Origin of the sequence: Stenotrophomonas sp. Ste96 (genome assembly GCF_024519495.1) — a bacterium.
Taxonomy (GTDB): domain Bacteria; phylum Pseudomonadota; class Gammaproteobacteria; order Xanthomonadales; family Xanthomonadaceae; genus Stenotrophomonas; species Stenotrophomonas bentonitica_A.
Genome location: NZ_JALJRX010000004.1, coordinates 33,218 through 58,741, shown reverse-complemented (window position 1 = coordinate 58,741; position 25,524 = coordinate 33,218). Strand labels below are relative to the sequence as shown.

24 protein-coding genes are annotated in these 25,524 nt (G+C 67.9%); 12 read left to right on the top strand and 12 right to left on the bottom strand.

The features are described from left to right. Positions 1–110: 110 nt before the first annotated feature. Positions 111–1,247 carry a PilT/PilU family type 4a pilus ATPase gene (locus OC373_RS12365; RefSeq protein ID WP_019185386.1) on the bottom strand — a complete coding sequence of 379 codons (1,137 nt, stop codon included), beginning with the start codon at positions 1,245–1,247 and terminating at the stop codon, positions 111–113. 51 nt (positions 1,248–1,298) lie between these two features. Then, positions 1,299–2,336, bottom strand: coding sequence for a type IV pilus twitching motility protein PilT (locus tag OC373_RS12360; protein ID WP_019185385.1), 1,038 nt, complete (start codon positions 2,334–2,336; stop codon positions 1,299–1,301). 108 nt (positions 2,337–2,444) lie between these two features. Between OC373_RS12360 and OC373_RS12355 the strand changes: the two genes are divergently transcribed. The 3 genes from OC373_RS12355 (at position 2,445) to OC373_RS12345 (ending at position 4,727) form a co-directional block, all read left to right on the top strand. After that, on the top strand, positions 2,445–3,125 hold the full coding sequence (locus OC373_RS12355) for a YggS family pyridoxal phosphate-dependent enzyme (protein ID WP_019185384.1): 681 nt from the start codon (positions 2,445–2,447) through the stop codon (positions 3,123–3,125). Positions 3,126–3,152: 27 nt separating this feature from the next. After that, on the top strand, positions 3,153–3,974 hold the full coding sequence (gene proC / locus OC373_RS12350) for a pyrroline-5-carboxylate reductase (protein WP_046274047.1): 822 nt from the start codon (positions 3,153–3,155) through the stop codon (positions 3,972–3,974). Positions 3,975–4,124: 150 nt separating this feature from the next. Beyond that, positions 4,125–4,727, top strand: coding sequence for a short chain dehydrogenase (locus tag OC373_RS12345; protein ID WP_019185382.1), 603 nt, complete (start codon positions 4,125–4,127; stop codon positions 4,725–4,727). Positions 4,728–4,791: 64 nt separating this feature from the next. On the opposite strand, the gene soxR is transcribed toward OC373_RS12345, so the two are convergent. Further along, on the bottom strand, positions 4,792–5,226 hold the full coding sequence (gene soxR / locus OC373_RS12340; RefSeq protein ID WP_172838051.1) for a redox-sensitive transcriptional activator SoxR: 435 nt from the start codon (positions 5,224–5,226) through the stop codon (positions 4,792–4,794). A gap of 90 nt (positions 5,227–5,316) precedes the next feature. Here soxR and OC373_RS12335 point away from each other — a divergent pair, with 90 nt between their 5' ends. After that, positions 5,317–6,690: an MFS transporter gene (locus OC373_RS12335; RefSeq protein ID WP_261997779.1), complete on the top strand. Its 1,374-nt coding sequence runs from the start codon at positions 5,317–5,319 to the stop codon at positions 6,688–6,690. A 21-nt stretch (positions 6,691–6,711) separates the two neighbouring features. Here OC373_RS12335 and OC373_RS12330 read toward each other — a convergent pair whose 3' ends face one another. Both OC373_RS12330 and OC373_RS12325 read right to left on the bottom strand, forming a co-directional pair. Then, positions 6,712–8,661 (bottom strand): alpha/beta hydrolase, encoded by a 1,950-nt coding sequence (locus OC373_RS12330; protein ID WP_261997778.1) that lies wholly within the window; start codon positions 8,659–8,661, stop codon positions 6,712–6,714. Further along, positions 8,658–9,635 carry a DUF4105 domain-containing protein gene (locus OC373_RS12325; RefSeq protein WP_019185378.1) on the bottom strand — a complete coding sequence of 326 codons (978 nt, stop codon included), beginning with the start codon at positions 9,633–9,635 and terminating at the stop codon, positions 8,658–8,660. Before OC373_RS12325 ends, OC373_RS12330 begins: the two co-directional genes overlap by 4 nt. A 210-nt stretch (positions 9,636–9,845) precedes the next feature. On the opposite strand from OC373_RS12325, the gene OC373_RS12320 reads away from it, so the two are divergent. Next, positions 9,846–10,256, top strand: a complete 411-nt coding sequence (locus tag OC373_RS12320; RefSeq protein WP_261997831.1) for a GFA family protein — start codon at positions 9,846–9,848, stop codon at positions 10,254–10,256. On the opposite strand, the gene OC373_RS12315 is transcribed toward OC373_RS12320, so the two are convergent. From OC373_RS12315 to OC373_RS12305, 3 genes are all read right to left on the bottom strand, one after another. Further along, positions 10,253–10,471, bottom strand: a complete 219-nt coding sequence (locus OC373_RS12315) for a hypothetical protein (RefSeq protein ID WP_235319017.1) — start codon at positions 10,469–10,471, stop codon at positions 10,253–10,255. The two genes, OC373_RS12320 and OC373_RS12315, sit on opposite strands and share 4 nt — an antisense overlap. Before the next feature lie 112 nt (positions 10,472–10,583). Beyond that, complete coding sequence (locus OC373_RS12310) at positions 10,584–13,697, bottom strand: efflux RND transporter permease subunit (protein ID WP_261997777.1); 3,114 nt, start codon at positions 13,695–13,697, stop codon at positions 10,584–10,586. Positions 13,698–13,704: 7 nt separating this feature from the next. Then, a complete protein-coding gene (locus OC373_RS12305) occupies positions 13,705–14,913 on the bottom strand; it encodes an efflux RND transporter periplasmic adaptor subunit (RefSeq protein ID WP_261997776.1) in 1,209 nt (402 codons plus the stop codon). A gap of 177 nt (positions 14,914–15,090) precedes the next feature. Here OC373_RS12305 and OC373_RS12300 point away from each other — a divergent pair, with 177 nt between their 5' ends. The 5 genes from OC373_RS12300 (at position 15,091) to OC373_RS12280 (ending at position 19,495) form a co-directional block, all read left to right on the top strand. Beyond that, positions 15,091–15,774 carry a response regulator transcription factor gene (locus OC373_RS12300; RefSeq protein WP_070426764.1) on the top strand — a complete coding sequence of 228 codons (684 nt, stop codon included), beginning with the start codon at positions 15,091–15,093 and terminating at the stop codon, positions 15,772–15,774. Beyond that, entirely contained in the window at positions 15,767–17,137 is a 1,371-nt protein-coding gene (locus tag OC373_RS12295) for an ATP-binding protein (protein WP_152663796.1), read from the top strand. The genes OC373_RS12300 and OC373_RS12295 overlap by 8 nt, the downstream gene beginning before the upstream one ends. Positions 17,138–17,278: 141 nt before the next feature. Next, positions 17,279–18,415, top strand: coding sequence for a PepSY-associated TM helix domain-containing protein (locus OC373_RS12290; protein ID WP_261997775.1), 1,137 nt, complete (start codon positions 17,279–17,281; stop codon positions 18,413–18,415). Next, positions 18,412–18,594, top strand: a complete 183-nt coding sequence (locus OC373_RS12285; protein ID WP_019185370.1) for a hypothetical protein — start codon at positions 18,412–18,414, stop codon at positions 18,592–18,594. The genes OC373_RS12290 and OC373_RS12285 overlap by 4 nt, the downstream gene beginning before the upstream one ends. A gap of 88 nt (positions 18,595–18,682) precedes the next feature. Next, complete coding sequence (locus OC373_RS12280; protein ID WP_261997774.1) at positions 18,683–19,495, top strand: sugar phosphate isomerase/epimerase family protein; 813 nt, start codon at positions 18,683–18,685, stop codon at positions 19,493–19,495. Positions 19,496–19,568: 73 nt separating this feature from the next. Here OC373_RS12280 and OC373_RS12275 read toward each other — a convergent pair whose 3' ends face one another. The 4 genes from OC373_RS12275 to OC373_RS12260 form a co-directional block, all read right to left on the bottom strand. Further along, on the bottom strand, positions 19,569–20,447 hold the full coding sequence (locus OC373_RS12275) for an SDR family NAD(P)-dependent oxidoreductase (protein ID WP_261997773.1): 879 nt from the start codon (positions 20,445–20,447) through the stop codon (positions 19,569–19,571). Positions 20,448–20,533: 86 nt separating this feature from the next. After that, positions 20,534–20,917, bottom strand: a complete 384-nt coding sequence (locus OC373_RS12270; protein ID WP_019185367.1) for a YbjQ family protein — start codon at positions 20,915–20,917, stop codon at positions 20,534–20,536. A 122-nt stretch (positions 20,918–21,039) separates the two neighbouring features. Next, positions 21,040–21,336, bottom strand: a complete 297-nt coding sequence (locus OC373_RS12265; protein WP_261997772.1) for a hypothetical protein — start codon at positions 21,334–21,336, stop codon at positions 21,040–21,042. 97 nt (positions 21,337–21,433) lie between these two features. Further along, on the bottom strand, positions 21,434–22,951 hold the full coding sequence (locus tag OC373_RS12260; protein ID WP_261997771.1) for an alpha/beta fold hydrolase: 1,518 nt from the start codon (positions 22,949–22,951) through the stop codon (positions 21,434–21,436). 159 nt (positions 22,952–23,110) lie between these two features. Between OC373_RS12260 and OC373_RS12255 the strand changes: the two genes are divergently transcribed. Both OC373_RS12255 and OC373_RS12250 read left to right on the top strand, forming a co-directional pair. Then, positions 23,111–24,820 (top strand): sensor histidine kinase, encoded by a 1,710-nt coding sequence (locus OC373_RS12255; protein WP_261997770.1) that lies wholly within the window; start codon positions 23,111–23,113, stop codon positions 24,818–24,820. Next, positions 24,808–25,509, top strand: a complete 702-nt coding sequence (locus OC373_RS12250; RefSeq protein ID WP_261997769.1) for a LytTR family DNA-binding domain-containing protein — start codon at positions 24,808–24,810, stop codon at positions 25,507–25,509. The genes OC373_RS12255 and OC373_RS12250 overlap by 13 nt, the downstream gene beginning before the upstream one ends. The last annotated feature ends 15 nt before the right edge of the window (positions 25,510–25,524 follow it).

Here is a 25,524-nt window from a genome sequence, read left to right as displayed (position 1 = left end):
TGCCCATCACCTGATACGTTGATACCGGCGAGGTGCCGGCGCCCCCTGCATCGCGGTGGCCCGCGACGGCGCGACTATCGCAGAGCCGCGCCGGCTTTTACAGCCCCCGCTCAGCGGATCTCCGAGATCTCCACCCCGTCCAGCCCCTGCGACAGCGTGCGTGCGTCGCCGCCCTGCGAGAGCTTGATGCGCAGGCGTACTTCATTCTGCGAATCGGCGTAGCGCAGGGCGTCTTCGTAGCTGATCTCGCCGGCCTGGTACAGCTCGAACAGGCTCTGGTCGAAGGTGCGCATGCCCAGCTGGACCGAGTCCTTCATCACTTCCTTGAGCTTGTGGATCTCACCGTCGCGGATGTAATCCTGCACCAGCGGCGTACCCAGCATGATTTCCATCGCGACCTTGCGCGTCTTGCCATCCGGCGAGGGGATCAGCTGCTGGGCGACCACGCCTTTGAGGTTCAGCGAGAGATCCATCAGCAGCTGGTTGCGACGATCTTCCGGGAAGAAGTTGATGATGCGGTCCATCGCCTGGTTGGCGTTGTTGGCGTGCAGCGTACACAGCACCAGGTGGCCGGTCTCAGCAAAAGCGATGGCGTGGTCCATGCCCTCGCGAGTGCGCACCTCGCCGATCATGATCACGTCCGGGGCCTGGCGCAGGGTGTTCTTCAGCGCCGCCTCCCAGCTGTCGGTATCGATGCCGACTTCGCGCTGGGTGATGATGCAGCCTTCGTGCTTGTGCACGAATTCGATCGGGTCTTCGATGGTGATGATGTGGCCGGTCGAGTTGTGGTTGCGGTAGCCGATCATCGCCGCCAGCGAGGTCGATTTACCGGTACCGGTCGCGCCGACGAACAGGATGATGCCGCGCTTGGTCATCGCCAGCGTCTTGACGATCGGCGGCAGGCTCAGCTCTTCCACGGTGGGAATGCGCGTTTCGATCCGGCGCAGCACCATGCCGACCTGGTTGCGCTGGTAGAAGCAGCTCACGCGGAAGCGGCCGACACCGGACAGGCCGATGGCGAAGTTGCATTCGTGGGTCTTTTCGAACTCTTCGCGCTGCGCCGGCGTCATCACGTTCAACACCAGGTCGCGGCTCTGCTGCGGCGTCAACGGTGTCTGGGTGATCGGCGAGATCTTGCCGTTGACCTTGATCGCCGGCGGCATGCCCGCGGTGATGAACAGGTCCGAGGCCTTCTGGTGCGCCATCAGCTTGAGGAACGAGGTGAAGTCGATGGTGGTGGTGCTCATCGCGGTGTACTCCGGAGGTTTTCAGGAGCCGGCCAGCGGCCGGCACTACCACTATTCGAAAATCCGCTTGTCCTTGGCGTACTCGCGTGCCTGGTTGCGGGTGATCAGGCTGCGCTTGACCAGGTCCTGCAGGTGCTGGTCCAGGGTCATCATGCCCATCTGCTGGCCGGTCTGGATCGCCGAGTACATCTGCGCGACCTTGTCTTCGCGGATCAGGTTGCGGATGGCCGGCGTGCCGACCATGATTTCCCACGCAGCCGTACGCCCACCACCGACCTTCTTCAGCAGGGCCTGGGAGATCACCGCGCGCAGCGACTCGGACAGCATCGAGCGCACCATCGGCTTTTCGCCGGCGGGGAACACGTCGATGATGCGGTCGATGGTCTTGGCGGCCGAGCTGGTGTGCAGCGTGCCGAATACCAGGTGGCCCGTTTCCGCGGCGGTCAGCGCCAGGCGGATGGTTTCCAGATCGCGCAGTTCGCCGACCAGGATGATGTCCGGATCCTCACGCAGTGCCGAGCGCAGCGCTTCATTGAAGCCGTGCGTATCGCGATGCACTTCGCGCTGGTTGATCAGGCACTTCTGCGAGGTGTGCACGAATTCGATCGGATCCTCGACGGTGAGGATGTGGCCGTATTCGTTCTTGTTGATGTGGTCGATCATCGCCGCCAGCGTGGTCGACTTGCCCGAACCGGTCGGGCCGGTGACCAGGATCAGCCCCTGCGGTTGATCGATCAGCTCACGGAAGATCGGCGGGCAGGCCAGGTCTTCCAGGGTGAGCACCTCGGAGGGAATGGTACGGAACACCGCACCCGCACCGCGGTTCTGGTTGAAAGCGTTGACACGAAAGCGCGCCAGCGAGGGAATCTCGAACGAGAAATCGACCTCGAGGAACTCTTCGTAATCGCGACGCTGCTTGTCCGACATGATGTCGTACACCAGCGCGTGGACCTGCTTGTGGTCCAGGGCCGGAATATTGATGCGACGGACATCGCCGTCAACGCGGATCATCGGCGGCAGGCCGGCCGACAGATGAAGATCCGACGCTTTGTTCTTTACGGAAAACGCCAACAGTTCGGCGATATCCATGCGCTGCTACTCCCCATGACTGCTGCGACTGGAAGGTTCTTTCCCCGGGCGGCAGTATAGAGCGAGATGTGCACAATACGCGCCAGCCCCTGATCCACCGGACCCGCCGTGACCCCCCAGCCTCTGCCCACCCTCCTGACGAACCTGCACAACGCGGCCGCGGCCGCCGGGCGGCCAGATCCGGTCCTGCTGGCGGTCTCCAAGACCCAGCCGGCCGAGGCCGTGCAGGCCCTGGCCGCGCAGGGCCAGCGCGCTTTCGGCGAGAACTACGTGCAGGAGGCGGTCGCCAAGATCGAGGCACTGGCATCGCTGGGCCTGGAGTGGCACCTGATCGGTCACCTGCAGTCGAACAAGGCCGAACTCGTCGCCCGCCATTTCGACTGGGTGCAGAGCGTGGACCGCCTCAAGCTGGTCACCGCATTGGCCGCGCATCGCCCGGCCGGCCAGCCGCCGCTGAACGTGCTGATCCAGGTCAACATCGACGACGAAGACAGCAAGCACGGCTGCGCGCCGGAGGACATCGATGCCCTCGCCACCGCCATCGCTGCCGCGCCGCAGTTGCGCCTGCGCGGGCTGATGGCGATCCCGGCCCCGTGGCCTGACGCTGAACGCCGGCAGGCCGCTTTCACCCGCATGGCCACGTTGTTTGCCAAGCTGGCGGCAGCGCACCCGCAGGTGGATACGCTGTCGATGGGCATGAGCAGCGATTACCCTGAGGCCATCGCCCATGGCGCCACCCTGGTCCGCGTCGGCACCGCGCTGTTCGGTGCACGCCCGCGACCGGCCTGAGCGCCCCGCCCGTTCCAAGGAGAGTTCATGAGTACGTCCCCCATCACCTTCATCGGCGGCGGCAACATGGCCCGCAGCCTGATCGCCGGCCTGGTCCGCCAGGGCGTGGCCCCGGCCAGCATCCATGTCGCCGAGCCGGTGACCGAGCTGCGTGACGCGCTCACGGCCGAATTCGGCGTCAGGACCTACGCCAGCGCGACCGAAGCTGCCGCACAGGGCACCGTGTGGGTGCTGGCGGTCAAGCCGCAGGTGCTGCGCGATGTCTGCGCCTCGCTCACCGCCATCGCCCACGGCAAGCAACCGCTGGTGGTCTCCATCGCCGCTGGCATCACCAGCAGCCAGCTGGACCGTTGGCTGGGCGGCGGCCACGCCGTGGTCCGTGCGATGCCCAACACGCCCGCCCTGCTCGGCGCCGGTGTCACCGGCCTGTTCGCCACTGCCACGGTCAGCGCCGCGCAACGCGCCCAGGCCGATACCGTGCTGGCCACGGCAGGGCGCACCGTGTGGATCGACGACGAAGCGCGCATGGATGCCGTCACCGCGGTCTCCGGCAGCGGCCCGGCGTACGTATTCCTGCTGGCCGAAGCGATGGAGGCGGCTGGGATCGCGCAAGGCCTGCCGGCCGAGGCGGCCCGCACGCTGGTGGTGCAGACCCTGCTCGGTGCCTCGCGCATGTTGGATGAATCCGGCGAAGCGCCGGCCGAACTGCGTCGCCGGGTGACCTCGCCGAACGGCACGACCCAGGCGGCGATCGAAAGTTTCCAAGGCGATGGCTTCGAGGCGATCGTGGCGCGCGCGATCGACGCGGCGACCACGCGCGGGCAGGCATTGTCGGCGGCGAATGACTGACGACCAAGCGTCGCCACGCATGGCGTGGCGTTACCTTGGCCGCCCCCTGACCGGGTAGAGCCACCCCGTGGGTGGCTGGCCCGCGATGCGGGAACAAGAAGCAGCCACGCGTGGCGTGGCTCTACCCCTACGTTTACGGGAGACATGCACATGAAGATCCTGCTTGTCGGTGCCAGCGGCACCTTGGGCCAGGCGGTCGCCAGTACGCTCGGCGTGCACCACGAACTGATCCGCGCCGGCCGCCACGGCGGCGACGTGCAGGTGGATCTCACCGACGACGCCAGCGTGCAGGCGCTGTTCGAGAAGGTGGGCAAGGTCGACGCGGTGATCGCCACCACCGGCCAGGTCCACTTCGGTCCGCTGGCGCAGATGCGGCCGGCCGACTTCAACCTGGGGCTGCAGGACAAACTGCTGGGCCAGGTGCGGCTGAGCCTGGCCGCCCAGCATCACCTCAACACCGGCGGCTCGATCACCCTGACCAGCGGCATCATCAGCGCCCAGCCGATCCGCGACGGCGCCAACGCCACGGCAGCCAACGCCGCGCTCGAAGGTTTCGTGCGCGCCGCAGCCTGCGAGCTGCTGCCGCGTGGGTTGCGCATCAATGCAGTCAGCCCGAACGTGCTGGCCGAATCGATGGACGACTACGGCGCCTACTTCCCGGGCTTTGAACCGGTGACGGCGCAGCGCGCGTCGCTGGCCTACCAGCGCAGCGTGGAAGGCATCCAGAGCGGGCAGGTGTTCACCGTCTGGTGAGGGCAGCCGGCCAGCGGCCGGCACTACGGATGGCAAGCGGCGCCCCGCCGGCCGCTGGCCGGCTCTACTCCCAGCGGCGCGGGCCGTCGCCCTGATCGCCCAGCGTGTCGCCGGGATTGGTCAGGCGGCAACGCTTCAACGAGAGGCAGCCGCAGCCGATGCAGTCGGTGAGCTGGTCGCGCAGCAGCAGCAACTGCTCGATGCGCTGGTCCAGCTCACTGCGCCACAGCGCCGACATCCTGGCCCACTCGGCCTTGGTCGGCGTTTTGTTCTCCGGCAGGGCGGCAAAAGCGGTCGCCACCGCCTCCAGCGGCATCCCGACCCGCTGGGCGACCCGGATCACTGCCAGCCGGCGCAGCACGTCGCGCGCGAAGCGGCGCTGGTTGCCGGCGGTGCGCAGGCTGCGGATCAGGCCCTTGCGCTCGTAGAAATGCAACGCCGAGACGGCCACGCCGCTCCGTTTGGCGACTTCGCCTACACTCAGTTCCTGCGCGATCACTGCTTGACCTCAACCTTGGTTCAGGTGGCATCCTGCGCGCCGCCGGAGTGCACTGCAACCCCGGCCCTCCCCCCGATGTCTGGAATCCGCATGTCCGCTGACGCCTCCACTCCGCCCGCCACCGCTCCGGTGGAGGATGCCCCGATCCCCTCGATCCTGTCGCCGGCCTACCGGGCGACCACCATCGGCATGGTCGCGCTGGTCTCGCTGCATGCCTTCGAAGCGCTGGCAGTGGCCGCGGCGATGCCGACCGTTGCCCATGACCTGGACGGTCTGCGCCTGTACGCGCTGGCGTTCGGCGGCACCCTGGCCACCAGCGTGATCGGGATGACGCTGTCCGGCCGCTGGAGCGACCAGCGTGGCCCGGCACGGCCGCTGTGGCTGGGCCTGGCCTGCTTCGTTGCCGGCCTGCTGGTGGCCGGCTTCGCCCAGCACATGCCGGTGCTGGTGCTCGGGCGGCTGATGCAGGGCCTAGGGGCCGGCGCGATCTCCGTGGCGCTGTATGTGCTGGTCGGACGTTCGTTCCCCGAACCGATGCGGCCGCGCGTGTTCGCCGCCTTCTCGGCCGGCTGGGTGGTGCCCTCGCTGGTCGGCCCCAGCATCAGCGGCCTGATCGTGCAGCACCTGGGCTGGCGCTGGGTGTTCCTGATCGTGCCGCTGCTGGCCATCCCGGCAGCACTGCTGCTGCGCCCGGCCCTGCGCCAGGTGGGCACGGTCGCCACCGGCACCAGCAGCCGCAACGTGGTGCCCTGGGCGGTAGGGGCCGCCTTCGGCGCGCTGGCGCTGTACATCGGCGGCCAGCAGCAGGGATGGCTCGCCGTGGCGCTGCTGGCGCCCGCCCTCGCCCTGCTCGCCCTGTGCAGCTGGAAGCTGCTGCCGACCGGCACGCTGCGCCTGCGCCGCGGCCTGCCCAGCGTGATCGCCCTGCGCGGGATCGCGGCCTCGGCCTTCTTCGGCTGCGAAGCGTTCCTGCCGCTGCTGCTGCAGCGCGAGCGCGGGTTGACGCCGGTCTTGGCCGGCGTGGCACTGAGCCTGGGGGCGCTGGGATGGTTCTCCGGCTCATGGCTGCAGGGCCACCAGCAGCGTGGCTGGTCGCGCCGGCAACTGCTGCAGGCCGGTGCCTTGTTGATGTGCACGGGCATCCTGGCCACCTCGCTGGCGATCCAGCCGGGCGCGCCGCTGTGGACGGCCATGGCCGGCTGGGTACTGACCGGGCTGGGCATGGGGCTGATCTATCCCAGCCTGTCGGTGCTCACGCTGTCGCTGTCACCGCCAGCGCAGCAGGGCGCCAACACCTCCGCCCTGCAGCTCAGCGAGGCCCTCGGCGTGGCGACCACGCTGGCGGTATCCGGCTCGCTGTTCGCGCTGTTCCTGGAGGGCCGGGAGACGCTGGGCTACCTGCTCACCTTCGCGATCATGCTGGTGCTGGCGATGCTCAGCGTGGTGGTGGCGCGGCGCATCTGAAGCAGGAGATGCCACGCATCCTCACGGATGCGTGTCGCCAACCTCTTTCAGATCCTCGCGCAGGATGCGGCGGATCTCCAGCACGGCCTGCGGGGTCTCCTGCACGCTATGCCCGGAGATGATGACCTTCTCCGACACGGCGCCATCCAGGTGCGCGCTCCAGTACGGCACCAGGCCATCATCGGACTGCTGCAACGGCACCTCCGGTTTGCGCTGGGCGATGATCGAGTGGTACTTCAGCCCCGGCGTGATCGGCAGCGCGCCAGCGGCCTTCACGAACGGATCGCTGGCCTTGAGGTTGTCGATGCTGTTGGGAATCTGCAGCTTGGTCGTGCTGTTGGCCGATTCGGATTCCTGCAGGGTCAGGAACACATCCTCGAACTTGCCCAGGATCGTGATCGGCAGGCGCACCAGCCGGCCGATCAGGCGCCCCAGCCGATTGCCCGCGATGTCGGTGCCCTTGTGCGGGGCCGCGATGAAGATCACCCGCTCCACGTTCGGCTCGGCGGTGAAATGCAGCAGGGGGCCGAGCTTGGCTTCCACCCGCTTCAGGCGCTCGCCCTTGAGGTCGTAGTTGGCCAGCAGGTCGTTCCACAGCACATCGCCGGAGGAGGTCACCAACAGGCGCGCAAGCACGCCACCCATGCTGTGGCCGATGAACACCATGTCCTTGGCCGCCGGTGTGCTGCCGGTCGGGTCGAAGTGCTTGAGGGTGTTGTTGAAGGCCTGGTTGATCTCGTAGCGGTTCAGCGCGATGGGCGCGTTGGTCGGGTAATAGACCTGCCAGACCTGGAAATGACGGCGCAGCTCGGGATCGCCCATGATCTCGTTGGCCACGTTCACCCAGGCTTCCGGGCTGCTGCCCAGGCCGTGCAGCATGAAGATGATGCGGCGGTTGGGGTCCCACGGCTGCATCAGGTACATGTGCGGCGCACCGATGCCCTCGCTCATGCCGAACAGAGTGCGCAGCGACTGCGTGGCGAAGCCGGACTGGGCCAGCCACAAGCCGTAGGCCGCGGTGAAGTTGCCCGCCAGCGGCACTTTTTCACCGTGCAGGTCCACGCTTTCGGTGGACTCGGGCGAGTACACGTCGAACAGCACCTGGGTGGTATCGAGCACCTGCTGCAGGTTGTCGCCCTTGAAGCGCAGCAGGGCGGTGGCGTTGATCGCCGACATCTCGCTGTACTGCGGAATCTCCGCTTTCCCGCCATCGGCCGGGGCCACCAGCTTGGGCGGGTCCATGATCACCACCAGCTCGGCGCCGAAGCCATCGCGGCGATAGGTGCTGCGCAGGCCGGCGAAACTCACCGCCGAGGCGGACACCATCCGGGTCGGGATGCTCTGCATGCGCAGCTCATCGAAATCGGAGGTCAGCGTCCAGCGCTCACCGGCCACCGCGGCGTTGTAGTCCTCGCCTTCCAGCGCGCTCTCGCGGCTGCGCTTGAACACCACCGAGGCGGTCTGCTCGGCAGCGTAGTTGTAGTAATCGCGAACCTGGGTCTGGCGATCCTCGAAGGCGCGGTCCGAAGGCGTTCGGCCGCTGAAGAACAGGTAGGCGTAGGCATAGCGCGCAGCTTCCAGCCATGCATCCAGCGCCGCATCGGACATCGGCGTCTTCTCGCGGTCCTTGGGCTTGGGGGTCAGCGCCAGCGCGGTCTTCACCCACAGCTCGGACTGTGCGGACAGCCGCTGTTCCTCGGGCAGCACGTCGGTGTCTTCCAACGTCTTCTGGCAGGTGGCCACGTCCTTTTCGCACTGCGCCACGTCCATGCCGATCACGCTCAGCGTTTCCTGCGAAGCGGCACTGAGCTTGCCTGAGGTCAGCACGTCGCCGCGCTTGTTGGCCAGGTATTCGGTCGGGGCCACCTGTTTCATGGTGACCATCGCGCAGCCGCTGGAGAGCAGCAGCGAGAGCACCACGGCCAGTATCGGCAACGCGCGGTGCGGCAACAGCTTCAATGCGGAACTCATGGAACGCTTCCCTGCCCTGTCCCCGGGACGCCCCGGCGGATCACCTGTGAAAAATCATCGTCTGCATGGCTCGCCCGCGCACGGTCGGTAATCCGGCCGCGTGCCTTCAGCGTTTCGAACGGTACGCCCGGCGTGAGCACGCCCAGATCGCGCGCGTACTCGGCGAAGTAGCCCGAGGCCAGCAGCCGGTAATCCATCGGCAGGCCCGGCGCGATCTGCTTGGCCAGTTCGTACACGATGGTCGTGCAGTTGCTGGTCAACGTGTTGTAGAACGCCGGCGCGGCGTCGAGCTTGCGCGCCTCGCCAAGGTAGGAGACGAACAGGGCCTTGAGCTGCGCCTGGGTCATGCCGTGCAGGCGGTACAGATAGACGTCTTCGCCACGCGCGTTGGTACGCGTGCGCACGATGTCGGTTTCCTCCGAGGCGACCAGGGTCATCTCGAATTTGCGGAAGAACCCGCCCAGCGCGGAGAACGACTCGCCGCGTTCCTTGCGGATCTCCAGCGAGAACACCAGGTAGCGGCCATCATCGAAACCGAAGGAGATCAGCGTGTGCGCGATGGCCGGCCCCATCCAGTAGGACAGGATCAGATCGGCCGAGCGCAGCTGGTCCAGGTTGTACTCGCGGCGCACCCAGCGCGCGTCGTAGTCGGTCTCGCTGCGCCAGGTGAAGTCACGGACGTTGTCGAGCACCACGCGTGGGCCATCCACCTCGACCACCTTCAGGCGCTGGGCGACATCGTCGGCCCAGATCCGGTCCTGGCGCGGCGTAAGCAGCAGCCACCAGATGCCCGAGGCGACCAGTGCCACGCCGTACAGCACGCCCGGCCAACGCCCGGCGCGCGCGCGCGCGACGCCAACCGCACCGGTGACGGCGAACACCGCCCACAGGCCGACCAGCAGATACCGCAACCAGCCCGGACCCGGCAGCTGGTACGCCAGCAAACCGGTGATCCACAGCGCCGCCAGCAGCATCAGCAGCGCCAGCCCCCATCGTCCTGCCTTCTTCACGCATCGATCCGTCGTCTGTCCGGTGCGCTAGTTAGCCATAACCCCTGTGTTCGCCGCATGTCGAGCCTGTTCAGCTTCGACCCGGCGTTCACCCCGACGTCGTCAGGGCCTGGCATGGCCGCCCCGCGCGATCGCATACTGGGGCCACTCATGGCTACCAGGGACGCACCACCCATGCAGGGACTGACCACCATCGGGGGGGTGCCCATCCAGCGCCACCATCTGCTGCGCTGCCATTGCGGGGCGGTCGTGCTGCGCCTGCACCTGCCGGACGGCGTGGTCTCGCCCCGCCGCTGCGATTGTTCGATGTGCAGGCGCCGCGGCGCGATCGTGGCCTCGGTGAAGCTGGCGGATCTGGAGATCGTGCAGGGCCATGACGAACTGCGGCTGTATCAGTTCAACACGCGCGTCGCCCGCCACCACTTCTGCAGCGTGTGCGGCATCTACACGCACCATCAGCGACGTTCCTCACCGGATGAATATGGCTACAACGTCGGCTGCCTCGACGGCGTCAATCCGTTCGATATCGGACAGGTGCCGGTGAATGACGGGGTCAACCACCCCGCCGATGCCAACCGCGTTTAGCGACGGCCCGGGCCGATCTTCTGCCACGGGGCCATGCCCTTGCGCCCATGCAGCAGCGGGCGCTTGAGCGGCATCCGGCGCGGCATCGGGATGCCCACCCCGGGCGCGGCGGTATCGTCCTGGCGCAGCGACTCGGCGCGCTGGCCGACCAGCAGGGCCGCCACTTCTTCCAACCCGTTTCGCATGGTCCGAGCGACCGTCTGCAGGGGATTCATGGCATGTCTCCAAGCGGTGTGGGGACGATCTACGCTAATGGCCCGCCGGCATGGAGACCGTGAACGGAATGGGTCAAGAAGATGAAATCCGGGGTCCGTGGCGCCCCGCCGTTCAGTGTTCTGCCGCCCGATCCGGGCGGGCCTTGCCCAGCCGCCGCACCAGCACGAAGAACAGCGGTACCAGCACGATCGCCAGCAGCGTGCCGGAGAGCATCCCGCCGATCACGCTGACGCCGATCTCGCGCCGGCTCACGGCGCCAGCGCCGGTGGCCAGGGCCAGCGGGATCACGCCGGCCACGAACGCCAGCGAGGTCATCACGATCGGCCGCAGGCGCAGGCGGGCGCCCTTCAGCGCCGCATCCACCGCTGAACTGCCCGCGCGGTACTCGGCCTCGGCGAATTCCACGATCAGGATCGCGTTCTTGGCCGACAGACCGATCGTGGTCAGCAGTCCCACCTGGAAGTAGATGTCGTTGACGAAGCCCGCCGCGGTGGTGGCGATCACCGTACCGATCACGCCCAGCGGAATCACCAGCATCACCGCCACCGGCACCGTCCAGCTCTCGTAGAGCGCGGCCAGGCACAGGAAGATGAAGGCGACGGAGGCCGCATACAGCCACAACGTCTGGTTGCTGGAGAGCTGTTCCTGGTAGGACAGCCCGCTCCACTGCAACGCGAACCCGGGCTGATCGGCCACCAGGGACTGCATGGTCTGCATCGCCTCGCCCGAGCTGCGCCCTTCGGCGGCACTGCCCTGGATCTGCATCGCTGGCAGGCCGTTGAAGCGCTGCTGCAGCTGCGGCCCGCGCGACCAGTGGCTGCTGGCGAAACTGGCGAACGAGGCCATCTGCCCGTTGCTGCCGCGTACGTACCATTGGCCGATGTCATCGGGCACGCTGCGGTAGGGCTGGTCGCCCTGCACGTACACGCGCTTGACCCGGCCGCGGTCGAGGAAGTCGTTGACGTAGGTGCCGCCCCACGCCGAAGACAGCGTTGAATTGATGTCCGCCTGGGCCAGGCCCAGCGCACTGGCCTGCGCCTGGTCGATGTCCAGATGCAGCTCGGCCTTGTCGCCAAGGCCATTCAACCGCACCGAGGTGAGCCGGTCGTCATCGCTGGCGGCCTGCACCACCTTTTCCTGCGCCGCCTGCAGCGCCGGACGCCCGGCCGCGCTGTTGTCCTGCAGCCACAACTCGAACCCGCTGGACTGCCCCAGCCCACGCACCGCCGGTGGCGCCAGCACGTTGACCTTCGCATCGGGCAGGTTGCGGAAGTGCGCGTTGGCACGGGCAATGATGGCCCCGGCGCTGTGCTCGGCATCGCGCTCGGACCACGGCTTGAGCGCCATGAACCCCTGCCCCGCGTTCTGGCCGGTGCCGGCGTTGTTGCGGCCGACCACTACGAACACCACGTCCAGGCTGTCTTTTTCATGCTCCATGAAATACCGGCTGATCTGCTCGCCCAGCGCCTCGGTGCGCGCCATCGGCGTGCCTTCGGGCGTGGAGAACTGGAACGTCACCTGGCCCTGGTCTTCCACCGGCAGGAACCCGGTCGGCATGCGCGCGTACAACGCGACCACACCGATCACCAGCAGCACATAGAAGGCCATCCAGCGCCGCGGATGCGCCACGATCCCGCCCAGCTTGCCGCGATACCCGTTCTGGCTGCGCTCCACGCCGCGGTTGAACCAGGCAAAGAAACGGCCCGGCGGCTTCTGCGCGCTGGATGGTTTGAGCAGGGTCGCGCACAGCGCCGGGGTCAGCGTCAGCGCGACCAGTGCCGACAGCGCCATCGCCGAGGCGATCGTGATCGAGAACTGCCGATAGATGATGCCGGTGGAACCGCCGAACAAGGCCATCGGCAGGAACACCGCGCCGAGCACCACGGTGATGCCGACCAGCGCACCGGTGATCTCGCCCATCGATTTCTCGGTCGCCTCGCGCGGCGGCAGGTGCTCCTCGTGGATGATGCGTTCGACGTTCTCCACCACCACGATCGCATCGTCCACCAGCAAACCGATCGCCAGCACCATCGCAAACAGGGTGAGCGTGTTGATGGTGAAGCCGGCCACCGCCAGCACGCCGAACGTGCCCAGCAATACCACCGGCACGGTGATCGCTGGAATGAGCGTCGCGCGCAGGTTCTGCAGGAACAGGAACATCACCACCACGACCAGCACGATCGCCTCGATCAGGGTGTGGATGACGCCCTCGATGGAGACCCGCACGAAGGGCGTGCTGTCGCGCGGGTAGGCCACTTCCAGGCCCGGCGGGAAGCTGGGACGCAGGCGCTCGATCTCCGCGCGCACCGCATCGGCGGTTTTCAGCGCGTTGGCGCCGGAGGCCAGCGTCACCGAGAAACCGGCCGCGGGATAGCCGTTGAGGAAGCTGCTGGTCTGGTAGTTTTCCGCGCCGATCTCCACCCGCGCCACATCGCCCAGGTGCACGGCCGCGCCGCTGGGCAGGGTGCGCAGGATGATCGCGCGGAACTGCTCGGCGGTCTGCAACCGCGACTGTGCGGTCACGGTCGCGTTGAGCGCCTGCTCCGGCCCGGTCGGCAATGCGCCCAGTTCACCGGCGGTGACCTGGGTGTTCTGCGCCTGGATCGCGGCACGCACATCCGAGGGCATCAGATCGAACGCGCGCAGCTTGTGCGGGTCCAGCCAGATGCGCATCGCATAGGGCGAGCCGAACACGTTGATTTCGCCCACGCCGGGGATGCGGCTGATCGGGTCCTGCACATTGCTGACCAGGAAATCAGAGACGTCTACCCGTTCCATGCGCCGGTGGGTGTCATACAGCGACACCACCATCAGCGAATCGCCCTGCGATTTGGCCACGGTCACGCCCTGCTGCTGCACTTCCTGCGGCAGCCGGTTGATCGCCTGGTTGACGCTGTTCTGCACCTGCACCTGGGCAATGTCCGGGTTGGCGCGCTGGTCGAAGGTGACCGTGATCCGCGCCTGGCCCGAAGACGAACTGGTGGAAGAGAAATACAACAGGTGGTCGATGCCCTTGATCTGCTGCTCGATCACCTGGGTGACGCTGTCTTCCACCGTCTGTGCCGAGGCGCCGGTGTAGTTGGCGGTGATGTTGACCTGCGGTGGCGCGATGTCCGGGTACTGCTCCACCGGCAACTGGGTCACCGCGATGGTGCCCAGCGCCATGATGCAGATGGCCAGGACCCAGGCGAAGACCGGGCGGTGGATGAAAAAGCGCGGCAGCATCGGCCGCTCAGCCTTCGCCGGCCGGCGCGGCGGCAGGCGCCGGGGCCGGTGCGGCTGCGGTGGCGGGCTTGATGCGTACCGTGGCGCCTTCGCTCAGCCCCTGGCGGCCACTGAGCACGACCTGCTCACCGGCACGCAGGCCTTCGAGCACCAGCCACTGATCTCCCACCGCGCGCGCCGTGGTGAAGGTGCGTTGATGCACGCGGCCATCCGCCCCCACCACCCACGCCAGCGCCTCGCCCTTCGGGCTGCGGTCCACTGCTGCCTGCGGTACCAGCAAGGCCTGCTGGCGCGTGCCCTGCCCGACCTGGGCGCGCACGTACATGCCGGGCAGCAGCTGTCCCTGTGGATTCGGGAACTGCGCACGCAGGGTGATGCTGCCGGTTTCCTGATCGACATCGATGTCGGCGAATTCCAGCGTGCCGGCCAGCGGGTAGGCGGTGCCATCGGAGAGCTTGAGCTGCACCGGCGCGCGGGTCGCCTCCACACCACCGTCGGCGATCGCCCGGCGCAGCGCCAGGTATTCGTTGCTGGACTGGGTGATATCCACGTTCATCGGGTCCACCTGCTGGATCCGCGCCAGCGGGTCGGCCTGGCCATTGGTCACCAGCGCGCCCGGGGTGAACAGCGCGCGGCCGATCCGCCCGCTGATCGGCGCGGTCACCCGGGCGAAGCCCAGGTTGGTACGTGCGGTATCGAGCACTGCCTGCGCCGCCTGCACCGCCGCCGCCGCCTGCTGGTGGGTGGCCACCGCGTCATCCACATCCTGCTGCGCTGCCAGCTGGCCCGCGCCCAGCTGCTGCATGCGCTGGGCACGCAGCCGTGCCGCCACCGCAGTGGCCTGCGCGGTGCGCACGTTGGCCTGCGCTTCGTTCACCGCGGCCTGGTACAGCGCCGGTTCGATCTGGAACAGCGGCTGCCCGGCCTTCACCCTCTCGCCCTGCTCGAACAACCGCGCCTGCAACACCCCGGAAACCTGCGGGCGCACCTCCGATTCCTGCGACGCCACGGTGCGACCGGGAAGCTCCTGGGCCAGCGCCAGCGATTGGGCCTGCAGGGTCAGTACCGCCACCTCCGGCGCCGCGCCCGGCGCCTTGGGCGTCTGCTTGCTGCAGGCGCCCAGCGCCAACGCCACCACCGCCAACCCCAGCAGCGGCAGACGCCAGGGGCCGGGCAACGGGCCAGAAGCCGGGGAGGACGGGAGCGGGTCGGTCATGGGGGGCGGGGTTCCAGGCGTGAACGGGGCACGCGGCCCGGATGGCAGGGCCACTGCTCGGGGCGAATATAGGAGAACCGGGGCGAGGATCCGGCGAAAACCGCATGAAACATTTTTCATTTGCAGTCCCCACAGGGGGTTGCGACGATGCACCGGTCCCAATCGTCAAAGTGGCCCATGCCGCGCGTACTCACTATCGAGGACGACCTCGTCACCGCCGAGGAAATCGCCACGGAACTGCGCAGCCACGGCTTCGAGGTGGACCGGGTGGGCAACGGCGAGGATGGCCTGGCAATGGCCGCCCGCGGGGACTACGCCGTGATCACCCTGGACCGCATGCTGCCGGGCATCGATGGCCTGGCCCTGGTCACCGCCCTGCGCCGCCAGGGCATCACCACCCCGGTACTGATGATCAGTGCCCTTTCCGACGTGGATGAGCGGGTCCGTGGCCTGCGCGCCGGCGGCGATGACTACCTGACCAAACCCTTCGCCTCTGACGAAATGGCGGCCCGCGTGGAGGTGCTGATCCGCCGCCACGGGCAGCCTGCCGTGACCGGCAACCAGCTGCGCGCCGGCGAGCTGGAGCTGGACCTGATGACCCGCACCGCGCGCCGGGCCGGCGAGGAGATCCCCCTGCTGCCCACCGAGTTCAAGCTGCTGGAGTTCCTGGTGCGCAACGCCGGCCAGGTGGTCACCCGTACCATGTTGTTCCAGGAGGTGTGGGGCTATCACTTCGATCCCGGCACCAACCTGATCGATGTCCACATCGGCCGCCTGCGCAAGCGCATCGACCAGCCAGGCCGTGCCCAGCCGATCCGTACCGTGCGTGGCACCGGGTATGTCCTGGACGACCATGTCTGATCAATGGCGTTCCTCCAGCAGCCGGCTGCTTGGGCTGTACTGCGTGCTGTTCGTCGCCTGGTCCAGCGTGCTGCTGGGCGTGATGTACTGGCGCGTCTCGGACTATCTCAACGACCTCGCCGAATCCGGCCTGCAGCAGCGCGCCCACCTGTTCGAGAAGTTCAACGGCCAGGCGCTGGACGATGCGCTGCGCGACAGCCTGCGCTACGACCTGCACGGGGCGTATGCCTATGGCATCTTCAGCCGCGCCGGGGAGCCGCTGGCCGGCCCGCTGCTGGCGATTCCCGGCGACCTGCGCATGGATGGACATGCCCAGGCAGTGGATAGCTGGTCGTTGCGCAGCGGCCCGATCAATGCCCCCGGGCGCGCGCTCGGGGTGGAAACCCAGGATGGCCGGCTGCTGGTGTTCGTGCGCCAGAGCGGCAAGCTCACCGCGGTCAACAGCATCATCCTCGATGCGCTGCTGTGGGGCGTTTCGCTGACCATCATTCCCGGCCTGGCCGGCTGGCACATCCTGCGCCGGCGCCCGCTGAAGCGGATCCAGGAGATAGAGGCCGCGACCAAGCGGATCATCGCCGGCGATCTCGGCCAGCGCCTGCCTGTGTCCGGGCGTCCGGATGAAATCGACCGCCTGTCGAGCATCGTCAACGCCATGCTCGAACGCATCGAGCAGCTGATGACCGAAGTCAAAGGCGTGTGCGACAGCATCGCCCACGATCTGCGTACCCCGCTCACCCGCCTGCGCGCGCATCTGTACCGCACCCGTGTCGGGCTGGAGGAAGATGACCCGCGCGCGGCGCAGCTGGACAAGGCGCTGGACGAAACCGACCGGCTGATGGCGCGCTTCGGGGCGCTGCTGCGCATTTCCGAACTGGAAAGCCACCAGCGCCGCTCCGCCTTCGTCGAACTGGATGCGGGCGAGCTGCTGCGGGAGCTGCATGCGTTCTACCTGCCGCTGGCCGAGGAGAAGGACCAGCAGCTGCTGCTGGAGATCGACCCGCAGGCGGGCACGTTGTGGGGCGACCGCGAGCTGCTGTTCGAAGCATTGGCCAACCTGCTCTCCAACGCGCTGCACTTCACCCCCACCCAGGGCCGGATCGTGCTGCGCGCGGTGGACGACCGCGGCACACCGCGGATCGATGTGATCGACAACGGACCGGGCATTCCACCGCAGGACCGCACCCTGATCTACCAGCGCTTCTTCCGCGGCGGCAGTGGCGGCGAGTCCACCGAGGGGTTCGGGTTGGGGCTGTCGATCGTGGCCGCGATTGCCGGCCTGCACGGCTTCCGGGTCCGCGCCGGGGATGCTCCCGGGGGCGGGGCGTGGTTGAGCATCCGCTGTGCGGCCGAGGGCCTTCGCTGAACGAGGGCGCATCGCGTCTGGCCGGTCTGGCCGGTCTGGGGGGAGACTCTTTTGTATTCCCACCCGGCATCCGGATAATCCGTCGCGACCTGCCCGCCGGTCGCAACACCGCGTGCCTCCAGCCATCGCCCGAGAGCCTTCATGCAACGTGCCACCATCAAAGCCTGGTTCCTGATCCACAAGTGGACCAGCCTGGTCTGTACCCTGTTCCTGTTGCTGCTGTGTCTGACCGGCCTGCCGCTGGTGTTCGGCGAGGAAATCGCCCACCTCAACGAGCCGGACGTGGCCACCACGGCGGCCGATGCCACGCCGCGTGATCTGGACGCGCAGGTGCGCACCGCACTGGCGCAGTATCCCGGCGATGTGCCGCTGTTCGTCGGCTGGGATCCGGACGCACCCACCGTGTACGTCAACACCGGTGCACGCCCGGACACCCCGCCACCGCAGATGCACACCGCGCTGCTGCACGCGACCACCGGCGAGGTGCTGCCGGCCGCGCAGTTCAACCAAGGCGTGATGTACTTCCTGTACCGCCTGCACACCGATCTGTTCCTCGGCCTGCCCGGCATGTTGTTCATGGGCGCGATGGGGCTGCTGTTCGCGGTGGCGATCATCTCCGGCCTGGTGTTGTATGGCCCGTTCATGCGCAAGCAGCGCTTCGGCACGCTGCGCACCGGTCGCAACCGCCGGTTGGCCTGGCTGGACCTGCACAACGTGCTGGGCGTGGTCACCCTGGGCTGGGCACTGGTGGTGGGCGTCACCGGCGCCATCAACACCATCGCCAAGCCGCTGGAACAGGCCTGGCAGAGCGAGCAGCTCGGCGAGTTCGCGGCCCGCTATGCTGGCCAGCCACGGCCGGCCACGCTGGCCTCGCTGCAGGTCGCCGTGGAAACCGCACGTGCCGCCGAGCCCGGCATGCGCCCGGCCTTCGTCAGCTTCCCCGGCACCGGCTACAGCGGTGACCACCACTATGGCGTGTTCATGCAGGGCAACACCGCCCTCACCGAGCGCCTGTACCGCCCGGTGCTGATCGATGCCAAGACCGGCGAGCTCACCGCGCAACCGCAGTTGCCGGCCTACATGAGCGTGTTGCTGCTGAGCCAGCCGCTGCATTTCGGCGACTACGGCAAGCTGCCGCTGAAGGTGTTGTGGGCCCTGCTGGACCTGCTCACCATCGCGGTGCTGATCAGCGGCCTGTATCTGTGGGTGAAGCGTGGCAGTACCGACGCACGCGTCACCGAGATCGAGCGCGCCGCGCAGCATGGGGGTGCCGCATGAGCGCACCGCTGAAACCACCGCGCAGCCCCTTCATCGCCCCGGCGTGGATTGCACTGGCCAGTGTGGTCGGCCTGGTCAGCGCGCTGATCGGCGACGGGCTGTTGGACCTCATCTCCTGGCTCGTGTTCACCGCGCTGATCGCGCTGGTGGTGCGTGCGTGGGTGAAACGCACGCGCTGACGCGGCGCGGGCGCATCTGCACAGGACGCCGATGCCCGGGTCGATAGCATGGAGCGCGAGATCCACTGCGTGCAAAGGCGTTGTCCCGATGAACCGATTGCCCGGCCCCCGCTTCCTCAACACGATCCTGCTTGGCGGCGACACGGTCGACAAACTCGAGGCCGCCGCCGCGGCAGGATTCGCGCAGGTCGAACTGTGGCGTGAGGATGTCGCGTCCTCATCCGTCGCCGACGTGCGTACAGCCCTCGCGCGCACCGGCCTGCAGCTCACCGACGTGCAGGTGCTGCTGGATTTTGATGGCGCTTCAGCCGCCACTCGCCAGAGCAAGCGTGCCGAGGCGATGTCGTTGCTCGCGCTGGCAAACGACGTCGGTGCAGGCACTGTGCTGGTGCCTGCCGGCACGGCAACCGACTACGCGCCCGAGCGGGTTGCCGACGACCTGCGCTGGCTGTGCCTGCGTGCCGCTGAGCACGGCCTGCGTATCGCCTACGAAGGCATGGCCTGGAGTCGTCTGCACTCCACCCTGCCCTCGGCGTGGCAGCAGATCGAGCAGGTCGGGGCGCCGAACCTGGATATCGTGGTCGATGCCTTCCACCTGTTCGCCGCCGGGCGTACGGCCGATGACCTGCACGACATCCCGGTGGAGCGCATCGCGCTGGTGCAGCTGTCGGATGTACTGGCCCAGCCGTTGCCCGGGCAGGTGACCACGCAGGCGCGGCATCACCGCTGCCTGCCGGGCGATGGCCTCTGGCCGCTGGAGACGCTGATCGATGCGCTGGCCGAGATGGGTTACAGCGGGCCGATCGGGCTGGAGGTGTTCAACGACGCGCTGAAGGCACGTGATCCCCATGAGGTGGCGCACGAGGCCATGGCGGCGCTGGAGGCGGTGCTGGCGCACTGATGTGTTTCCGGCTGCCCTCATGCGACGGCACCAGGGTGCCGCGCCAGGCGCTCAAGCAGCCACGTGCGTGGCGTCAGCGCGGCTCGACGGTCGGCGTTGCCATGTCCTGCCACTGCGCGGCGACGTCCTCGATACTGAGGGCGGAAACTGCCCGCAGATCACGCGGGTAACGCACGCCCTCGGCCTCGGTCAGTCGGGTCGCATGGAACTGCCCGTTGCTGGCCCGCAGGATCCAGCCGCCCTCGATGCAGGCACGTGAAGCCAGGAACACGACACCCGGCGCCACGCCCTCCGGATGCAGTTCATCCGGTTCGCCCTCCACGCCCCACATGCGGGTCTTGGCCACCGGCGATACCGCATTGACCACGATGCCATGCGCCGCGCCCTCGGCTGCCAGTACGTTGACGATCCCGACCGCGGCCGACTTCGCCGCCGCGTAGGCCGCCAGCCCGTGCTGCACGTACTGCGGATACAGCGCGCGGTCGGAGGTGGTGAGCACGATGCGGCCATGCCCCTGCGCCTGCATGGCCGGCCATGCGGCCTGGGCGAGCCACAACGGCGCCTTGGCCGCAACCGCCATCATGTGGTCGAAACGATCCTCGTCCACCGCATCGATACGCTGGTACTCGACCCAGCCGGCGTTGTGCACGATCGCATCCAGGCGGCCGTGCCGCTGCAGGATATCGGCGACCAGCGCTGCCGCCCCGCTGCGGGTATCGATGCCATGGTAGCTGGCCTCGACAGAAAGGCTCTGTGCATGCAGGCGCGCCACCGCCTGATCGATCCGCCGCGGATCGGTGCCGGTGCCGTCCAGGGCGGCGCCCACATCCTGCATCACCACGTGTGCACCGCGCTCTGCCAGCAAGCGACTGTAAGCGCGTCCCAGTCCGCCAGCGGCACCGGTGACCAAGGCAACCTGCCCGGCAAAAGAAAGTGTGTCGTTGATCGTCATGCAGACAGCATCCGCCTTGCGCAGCGCGGATGCCAATACCGATGACAGCTTGCTGCGATACTCAGGGCATATCGCACGCAGGATGCCTAGACGTGCGTGGGCTCGACGATCACCGCCGTGCCGTAGCACAGCACTTCGGTCAGGCCGGTCATCACGTCGGTGGCGTCATAGCGCATGGCGATGATCGCGTTGGCGCCCAACATCCGCGCATGATTGGACATGTCCCGATAGGTCTCTTCGCGCGCCTGCTCGCACAGCTGCGTGTAGATGGTGATGTTGCCACCGAAGATGGTCTGCAGCCCGCCGAGGAAATTGCCCACGATTGAACGCGAACGCACGGTGATGCCACGCACCACGCCCAGGCTGCGCACCACGCGGAAACCGGGCAGTTCCATTGCCGTGGTCACCATCGCATCGTCGAGCCGGGTTGCGGGGCCTGCGCGGCCGCCGCTGTTGTAAGGATCCGCCATTGCTGCCTCTATCCAGGGTGAGAGTATCGATCCGGCCAGCGCGCAGGGTGCGGCTGGAGCTGGCCGAAGGATAGCGCCAAGCAGAACGCGGATGCGATGCCGGGTGACCTTCCAGTGCCCCCCTAGACGCCACCGAGCCTGACCACCTGGTATACCGCCAAATTCTGCTCGGCCAGCGCCCGCACCACCTCGGGAATCAGCTGCATCGGCAGGTCCACTTCGTACCCGTGTGGACGCGCGTGCAGCAGCGAGGCGTCGAAATCGAAGGCAGGGTGGTCGCTGGCGCGCTCGACCAGGAACGTGGTGATGGCATCGCGCGCGATGCCCTCCCACTCGCCCACTTCGAAATACACCCGGTACAGCGTGTCGCCGTAATCGTCGGGCGTGCCGTGCACGGATGCCACCGCTGAATCGGTCATCGCGTCCTCCTGTGTGGGCGCAAGCGCCAGGGCCAGCCGAAACCATACACCTCGGCCGGTTCCCGGCGCCTGCACATCGCGCTACGTCCGGCGGCCCTCAGCGCCCCCGCGGGTCGACCAGATCGCGCTTGCTCCGCGCGAACACCGGTGCGCCCACGTCGAGCTCGGCATCACCCACCGCCCGTCCGGCCAGGAAATCGGCGATGCCCGCGGCGATGGCCGGATTCCCCAGCCACATCTCGTTGTCATGACTGGCGCCGCGCACCAGCAGCGTGCGGCTGTCGCGGAAACCCGGCCGCAGCGCTGCGGCGTTGGCCGGCGGCGTACGTCCATCCAACGTGCCACTGATGAACAGCACCGGCACGTTGCTGCGCAGCGGCCCACGGAAGGCGTCGCCGAGATCGACCAGCCGCAGGCCATCCCCGAGCGCCGGGAACGGAAAGTTCAGCGCATCGCCGAACAGGCTCTCGCGGGCCTGCGCCTCGGCCAGGGCCCGGCGCTGCGGGCTCTGCCCGGAGGCCACGTCCATCGCCAGCGACATCGCGCCGTAGCTGCCGTACTCACTGCGCAGCAACAGCACCATTGCCGCGAGCAGATCGTAGTCGCCATTTTCGGCATCGCGCAGGATCAGCGGCAGCCACTGCTGCGTCATGCGCCGTCCCAGACTGGCACTGATCGCAAGCTGCGCGTCGTACTCGCCGATCATCACCGGCTTGCCGCCATGCATGACACTGCGCCCCTGGCGCGGCTGCTCACGCAGTGCTGCCAGCACTCGCATTGCCGAGCCGGTCAGGTCATCGAAGCCCGCCTCCTTGGCCGCCCTGCTCAACTCCGCCAGCAGCGCATCGGCCGACAGCGGCAGCTTCAATGTGTCATCGGGTCCCTCCGTGCCCATCAGCACCACCCGGTCGAGACCAGCACCGTGCAGGCGCACCGTGGCCAGCGCCAGATGGGTGCCATAGCTCATGCCCCACAGGCTGATCTTCGGCACCTTCAACGCCCGCCGCAGGTCCTCCAGGTCAGCGGCACTCTCGGCGGTGGTGTAGGCCCCCAGATCCACGCCGGCCTCCCGCCAGTACGTCACGCAGCGGGCGGCCACCCCGCGCAGCGCGGCGAGCGCGGCATCGCGCTGCAGCGGCTGTGCATCGTCGAACGTGTGCTGGTGCGGGCACGGCGGCGGCGGTTCGGACTCGCCCGCCCCGCGCTGGTCGAGCAGCAGCACGTCGGTCTCGCGCCGGACCTGATCGAACACTGGCCAGCGCGGACCGCGCCCGGTCCCGATTCCCGAGCCACCCGGGCCGCCGGCCAGGTACACCACCGGTGCCGCACGACCCTCGCCGCCGGTCGCCGGCAGGCGCACTACCCGCAGGCGCATGCGCGGTCCGTTGGGGTCTGCATGCCGACGCGGCACCTCCAGGTAGCCCGCCTCGGCCGCGATGGTGCCGTGCTTCTGTGTCTCGAACGCATAGGGAGTGAACACCAGCGGCGCCGGCGCCCCACTGGCCAGCGCGGGCGACGCGCCAGCAAGGGCGAGGCACAGCGCCGCCCACCGTGTGATCCGCAGGTGCCGGCCGGGAAGAAGAGAACGGAACAGGGACAGCGGGACGTTGGACATGACGGCCTCCGGTTGGGCGATAAGGGAATCGAGCGGCGAGTGACAGCGCGTGCACCACGCCTGCAGCATTGCCGTCCCCGCGGCGGCCGAGGACGGCCCGTCCGCCGAACAGCTCCAGACGGGGGTCCAGCAGCTCCATGCAACCGATACGATGGGCCCATGCAGATCCCACGCACCCTGGCCGCCCTAGCCGTCCTGCTCATCGCAATCGCCGCGTGGCTGCTGTTGGTCGCGCCCGCACCGGGGGTGCGCTACTACGAAGCCCAGGAGATGGCGCTCGCTACGCTGGGGGCGGATGGCGCACTGCCAACCGCGCCGCCGAAGACACTGGCCTGGCAACCGGCCAACCAACGCGAACTGGTGCAGTGGCGCGGTCCTTACTGGCTGCGCTGGCGCCTGCCTGCGCCGGCAAACCAGGACGCGGCCGACCGCGCACTGCGCGTCTCGGTGCGCGCCGCCAGCCGGCCCTTCTGGAATGGCCAGCCGTTGGCCGCAAACGGCATCGTCGGCCGCAGCGCAGACGAAGAGCAGCCGGGAAAGGTGGACATCATCCGCATGCTTCCGCCCTCCTCGACCCGCGGCACCGATGAGGTGGTAATGCTTGCCTCCAGTCATCACCAGTGGATCACGCCGCGCGGCGCGGATGCCTTCGTTGCGGTCGGGCCAGCCGCCTCGATCTACGGCCACGGCATCGGAGCGTGGTTGATCGCCGCCCTCGCCACCGGTGCACTCGGCGCGGCGTGCCTGTACTTCCTCGCCGCACAGCGCGGCCGGCCGCGTGTGCCCGGTGCGCGCCTGTTGCTGGCGCTGGGTGTGGTCGGCCTTGCGCTACCCGTGGTTGAAGCATGGCGGCCGCTGGTCGGTTATGTGTATCCGTGGCACGGCCCGCGACTGTTGATGCTGCTTCTGCTGCACCTCGCCGCGGCGATCCTGCTGCCGGCTTACCTGGCGCGTCGTTTCGGCGTCGCGGTGCCGAAGCCCGCCCGCGTCGCCTATCTCGCCACCCTGCTGGCGCTGGCCGCCTTCGTGCCCAGCTTCGACGGCCGCGGTGCCGCACTGCTGCTGCTCAGCCTGCTGACCTCCGCCTACGTGCTGCTGCGCGCCCATGGCGAGCCTGACGAACGCTGGCCGATCCTCACATTGGTCGTGGCAGGCGCGCTGGCCGTCCCCTTCGCCGGCGGCATCTTCCTGGATGGCCCCTACTTCCTGTTCCTGGCCGTGCTGATGGGCTTTCTGCTGATCCGTCACGCCGCCCAGCTGCGCGCCTTGGACCATTACAACGCGCTTTTACGGGAGGAGCGCACCCGCCTCTCGCTGCAATTGCTGCAGCGAGGGATTCACCCGCATTGGCTGATGAACACCCTCACCGGCCTGCAGGAGCTGATCGAACAGGCACCGATGCGCGCCAGCCGCCTGGTCGAATCGTTGGCCGAGCAATTCGACCGCCTGCGCGAGAGCAGCACCCGCCCCAGCGTACCGCTGGAAGAAGAGCTGGCGCTGTGCCGCAACCACCTGGACATCGTCGGCCTCGCGCTGGATCGCCACATCGGTTTCGAGGTCGAGGGCGAGCACACCGGCCTGTGGCTGCCGCCCGGCGTGCTGCATGCGCAGGTTGAGAATGCCCTCACGCATGCGGGGGCGATGGCGTGTGCCGGGCATCCGTTCCGCCTGCGTATCCAACGCGAGGGCGACCGTTGGATGCTGGAACTGCGCAGCGCACGTGGCACCGCCCCACACCGGGGGCAAGGCACGGGCACCCGCTACATCGAGGCAAGCCTGGCCGCCACCTGCCCGGATGGCTGGCGCTTTGAACAAGGCCCCAATGGCAACGACTGGTACGGCCGCATGGAGCTGACATGCGCATCCTGATCGTCGAGGATGAACTGCTGGTCCGCCAGAGGCTGCTGCGGATGTGCACCGAACTGGCTGGCAGTCGCGCCCGATTCGATGCCGTGTCCGACCTGGACGCCGCGGGTGACCGGCTGCAGCGCAGCGTGTATGACGGCCTGCTGCTGGATTTGAATCTGGGTGGGGAGGATGGTTTCGACCTGCTGAAGCGCGTGGTGGCTGGGCGCTATCACTGCGTGGTTGTCTCCGCACATCGGGAGCGGGCGCTGCAGGCATTTGAGCATGGGGTGTTGGACTTCGTGCCGAAGCCCTTCTCACGCGAGCGTCTGGGGCAGGCGCTGGAGCGGCTGCTGGATGTTGGGCGGTATCGGTCTGGCGCCGCGCGCTACCTGGGCGTCTGGCATGCACAGGGGACGGCGATGGTCGAGCTGGCCGATGTGCTCTGGATTCGTGCTGATGGGGACTACAGCGAGGTGCGCATGCGTGATGGGCGCAGTGAACTGCACGACAAATCGCTGGCGAGTCTTACTGCCGTGCTGCCGCCGGACTTTGTGCGTTGCCATCGGTCGTATCTGGTCAATCTGACGCATGTGCGGACGTTGCATGCGGCTTCGGGGAGCCGGTATTGGTTGATGTTGAATGATGGGGCTGAGGTGCCGGTGGGGCGGGTGTTCGTTGAGGAAGTGCGTGGAGAGCTAGGGGCGATCTAAGGGCTTTCCACCGAG

Excerpts from the sequence above, each read along its gene's own strand:
- OC373_RS12315 (WP_235319017.1), bottom strand. The coding sequence starts at position 10,471 with ATGAATCCCCTGCAGACGGTCGCTCGGACCATGCGAAACGGGTTGGAA.
- OC373_RS12280 (WP_261997774.1), top strand. The coding sequence starts at position 18,683 with ATGAACCGATTGCCCGGCCCCCGCTTCCTCAACACGATCCTGCTTGGC.
- OC373_RS12365 (WP_019185386.1), bottom strand. The coding sequence starts at position 1,247 with ATGAGCACCACCACCATCGACTTCACCTCGTTCCTCAAGCTGATGGCG.
- OC373_RS12320 (WP_261997831.1), top strand. The coding sequence starts at position 9,846 with ATGCAGGGACTGACCACCATCGGGGGGGTGCCCATCCAGCGCCACCAT.
- OC373_RS12295 (WP_152663796.1), top strand. The coding sequence starts at position 15,767 with ATGTCTGATCAATGGCGTTCCTCCAGCAGCCGGCTGCTTGGGCTGTAC.
- OC373_RS12325 (WP_019185378.1), bottom strand. The coding sequence starts at position 9,635 with ATGCTGCTGGCGGCGCTGTGGATCACCGGTTTGCTGGCGTACCAGCTG.
- OC373_RS12250 (WP_261997769.1), top strand. The coding sequence starts at position 24,808 with ATGCGCATCCTGATCGTCGAGGATGAACTGCTGGTCCGCCAGAGGCTG.
- OC373_RS12275 (WP_261997773.1), bottom strand. The coding sequence starts at position 20,447 with ATGACGATCAACGACACACTTTCTTTTGCCGGGCAGGTTGCCTTGGTC.
- OC373_RS12305 (WP_261997776.1), bottom strand. The coding sequence starts at position 14,913 with ATGACCGACCCGCTCCCGTCCTCCCCGGCTTCTGGCCCGTTGCCCGGC.
- OC373_RS12285 (WP_019185370.1), top strand. The coding sequence starts at position 18,412 with ATGAGCGCACCGCTGAAACCACCGCGCAGCCCCTTCATCGCCCCGGCG.
- proC (WP_046274047.1), top strand. The coding sequence starts at position 3,153 with ATGAGTACGTCCCCCATCACCTTCATCGGCGGCGGCAACATGGCCCGC.
- OC373_RS12335 (WP_261997779.1), top strand. The coding sequence starts at position 5,317 with ATGTCCGCTGACGCCTCCACTCCGCCCGCCACCGCTCCGGTGGAGGAT.
- OC373_RS12360 (WP_019185385.1), bottom strand. The coding sequence starts at position 2,336 with ATGGATATCGCCGAACTGTTGGCGTTTTCCGTAAAGAACAAAGCGTCG.
- OC373_RS12270 (WP_019185367.1), bottom strand. The coding sequence starts at position 20,917 with ATGGCGGATCCTTACAACAGCGGCGGCCGCGCAGGCCCCGCAACCCGG.
- OC373_RS12290 (WP_261997775.1), top strand. The coding sequence starts at position 17,279 with ATGCAACGTGCCACCATCAAAGCCTGGTTCCTGATCCACAAGTGGACC.
- OC373_RS12345 (WP_019185382.1), top strand. The coding sequence starts at position 4,125 with ATGAAGATCCTGCTTGTCGGTGCCAGCGGCACCTTGGGCCAGGCGGTC.
- OC373_RS12310 (WP_261997777.1), bottom strand. The coding sequence starts at position 13,697 with ATGCTGCCGCGCTTTTTCATCCACCGCCCGGTCTTCGCCTGGGTCCTG.
- OC373_RS12255 (WP_261997770.1), top strand. The coding sequence starts at position 23,111 with ATGCAGATCCCACGCACCCTGGCCGCCCTAGCCGTCCTGCTCATCGCA.
- OC373_RS12260 (WP_261997771.1), bottom strand. The coding sequence starts at position 22,951 with ATGTCCAACGTCCCGCTGTCCCTGTTCCGTTCTCTTCTTCCCGGCCGG.
- OC373_RS12330 (WP_261997778.1), bottom strand. The coding sequence starts at position 8,661 with ATGAGTTCCGCATTGAAGCTGTTGCCGCACCGCGCGTTGCCGATACTG.
- OC373_RS12300 (WP_070426764.1), top strand. The coding sequence starts at position 15,091 with ATGCCGCGCGTACTCACTATCGAGGACGACCTCGTCACCGCCGAGGAA.
- OC373_RS12265 (WP_261997772.1), bottom strand. The coding sequence starts at position 21,336 with ATGACCGATTCAGCGGTGGCATCCGTGCACGGCACGCCCGACGATTAC.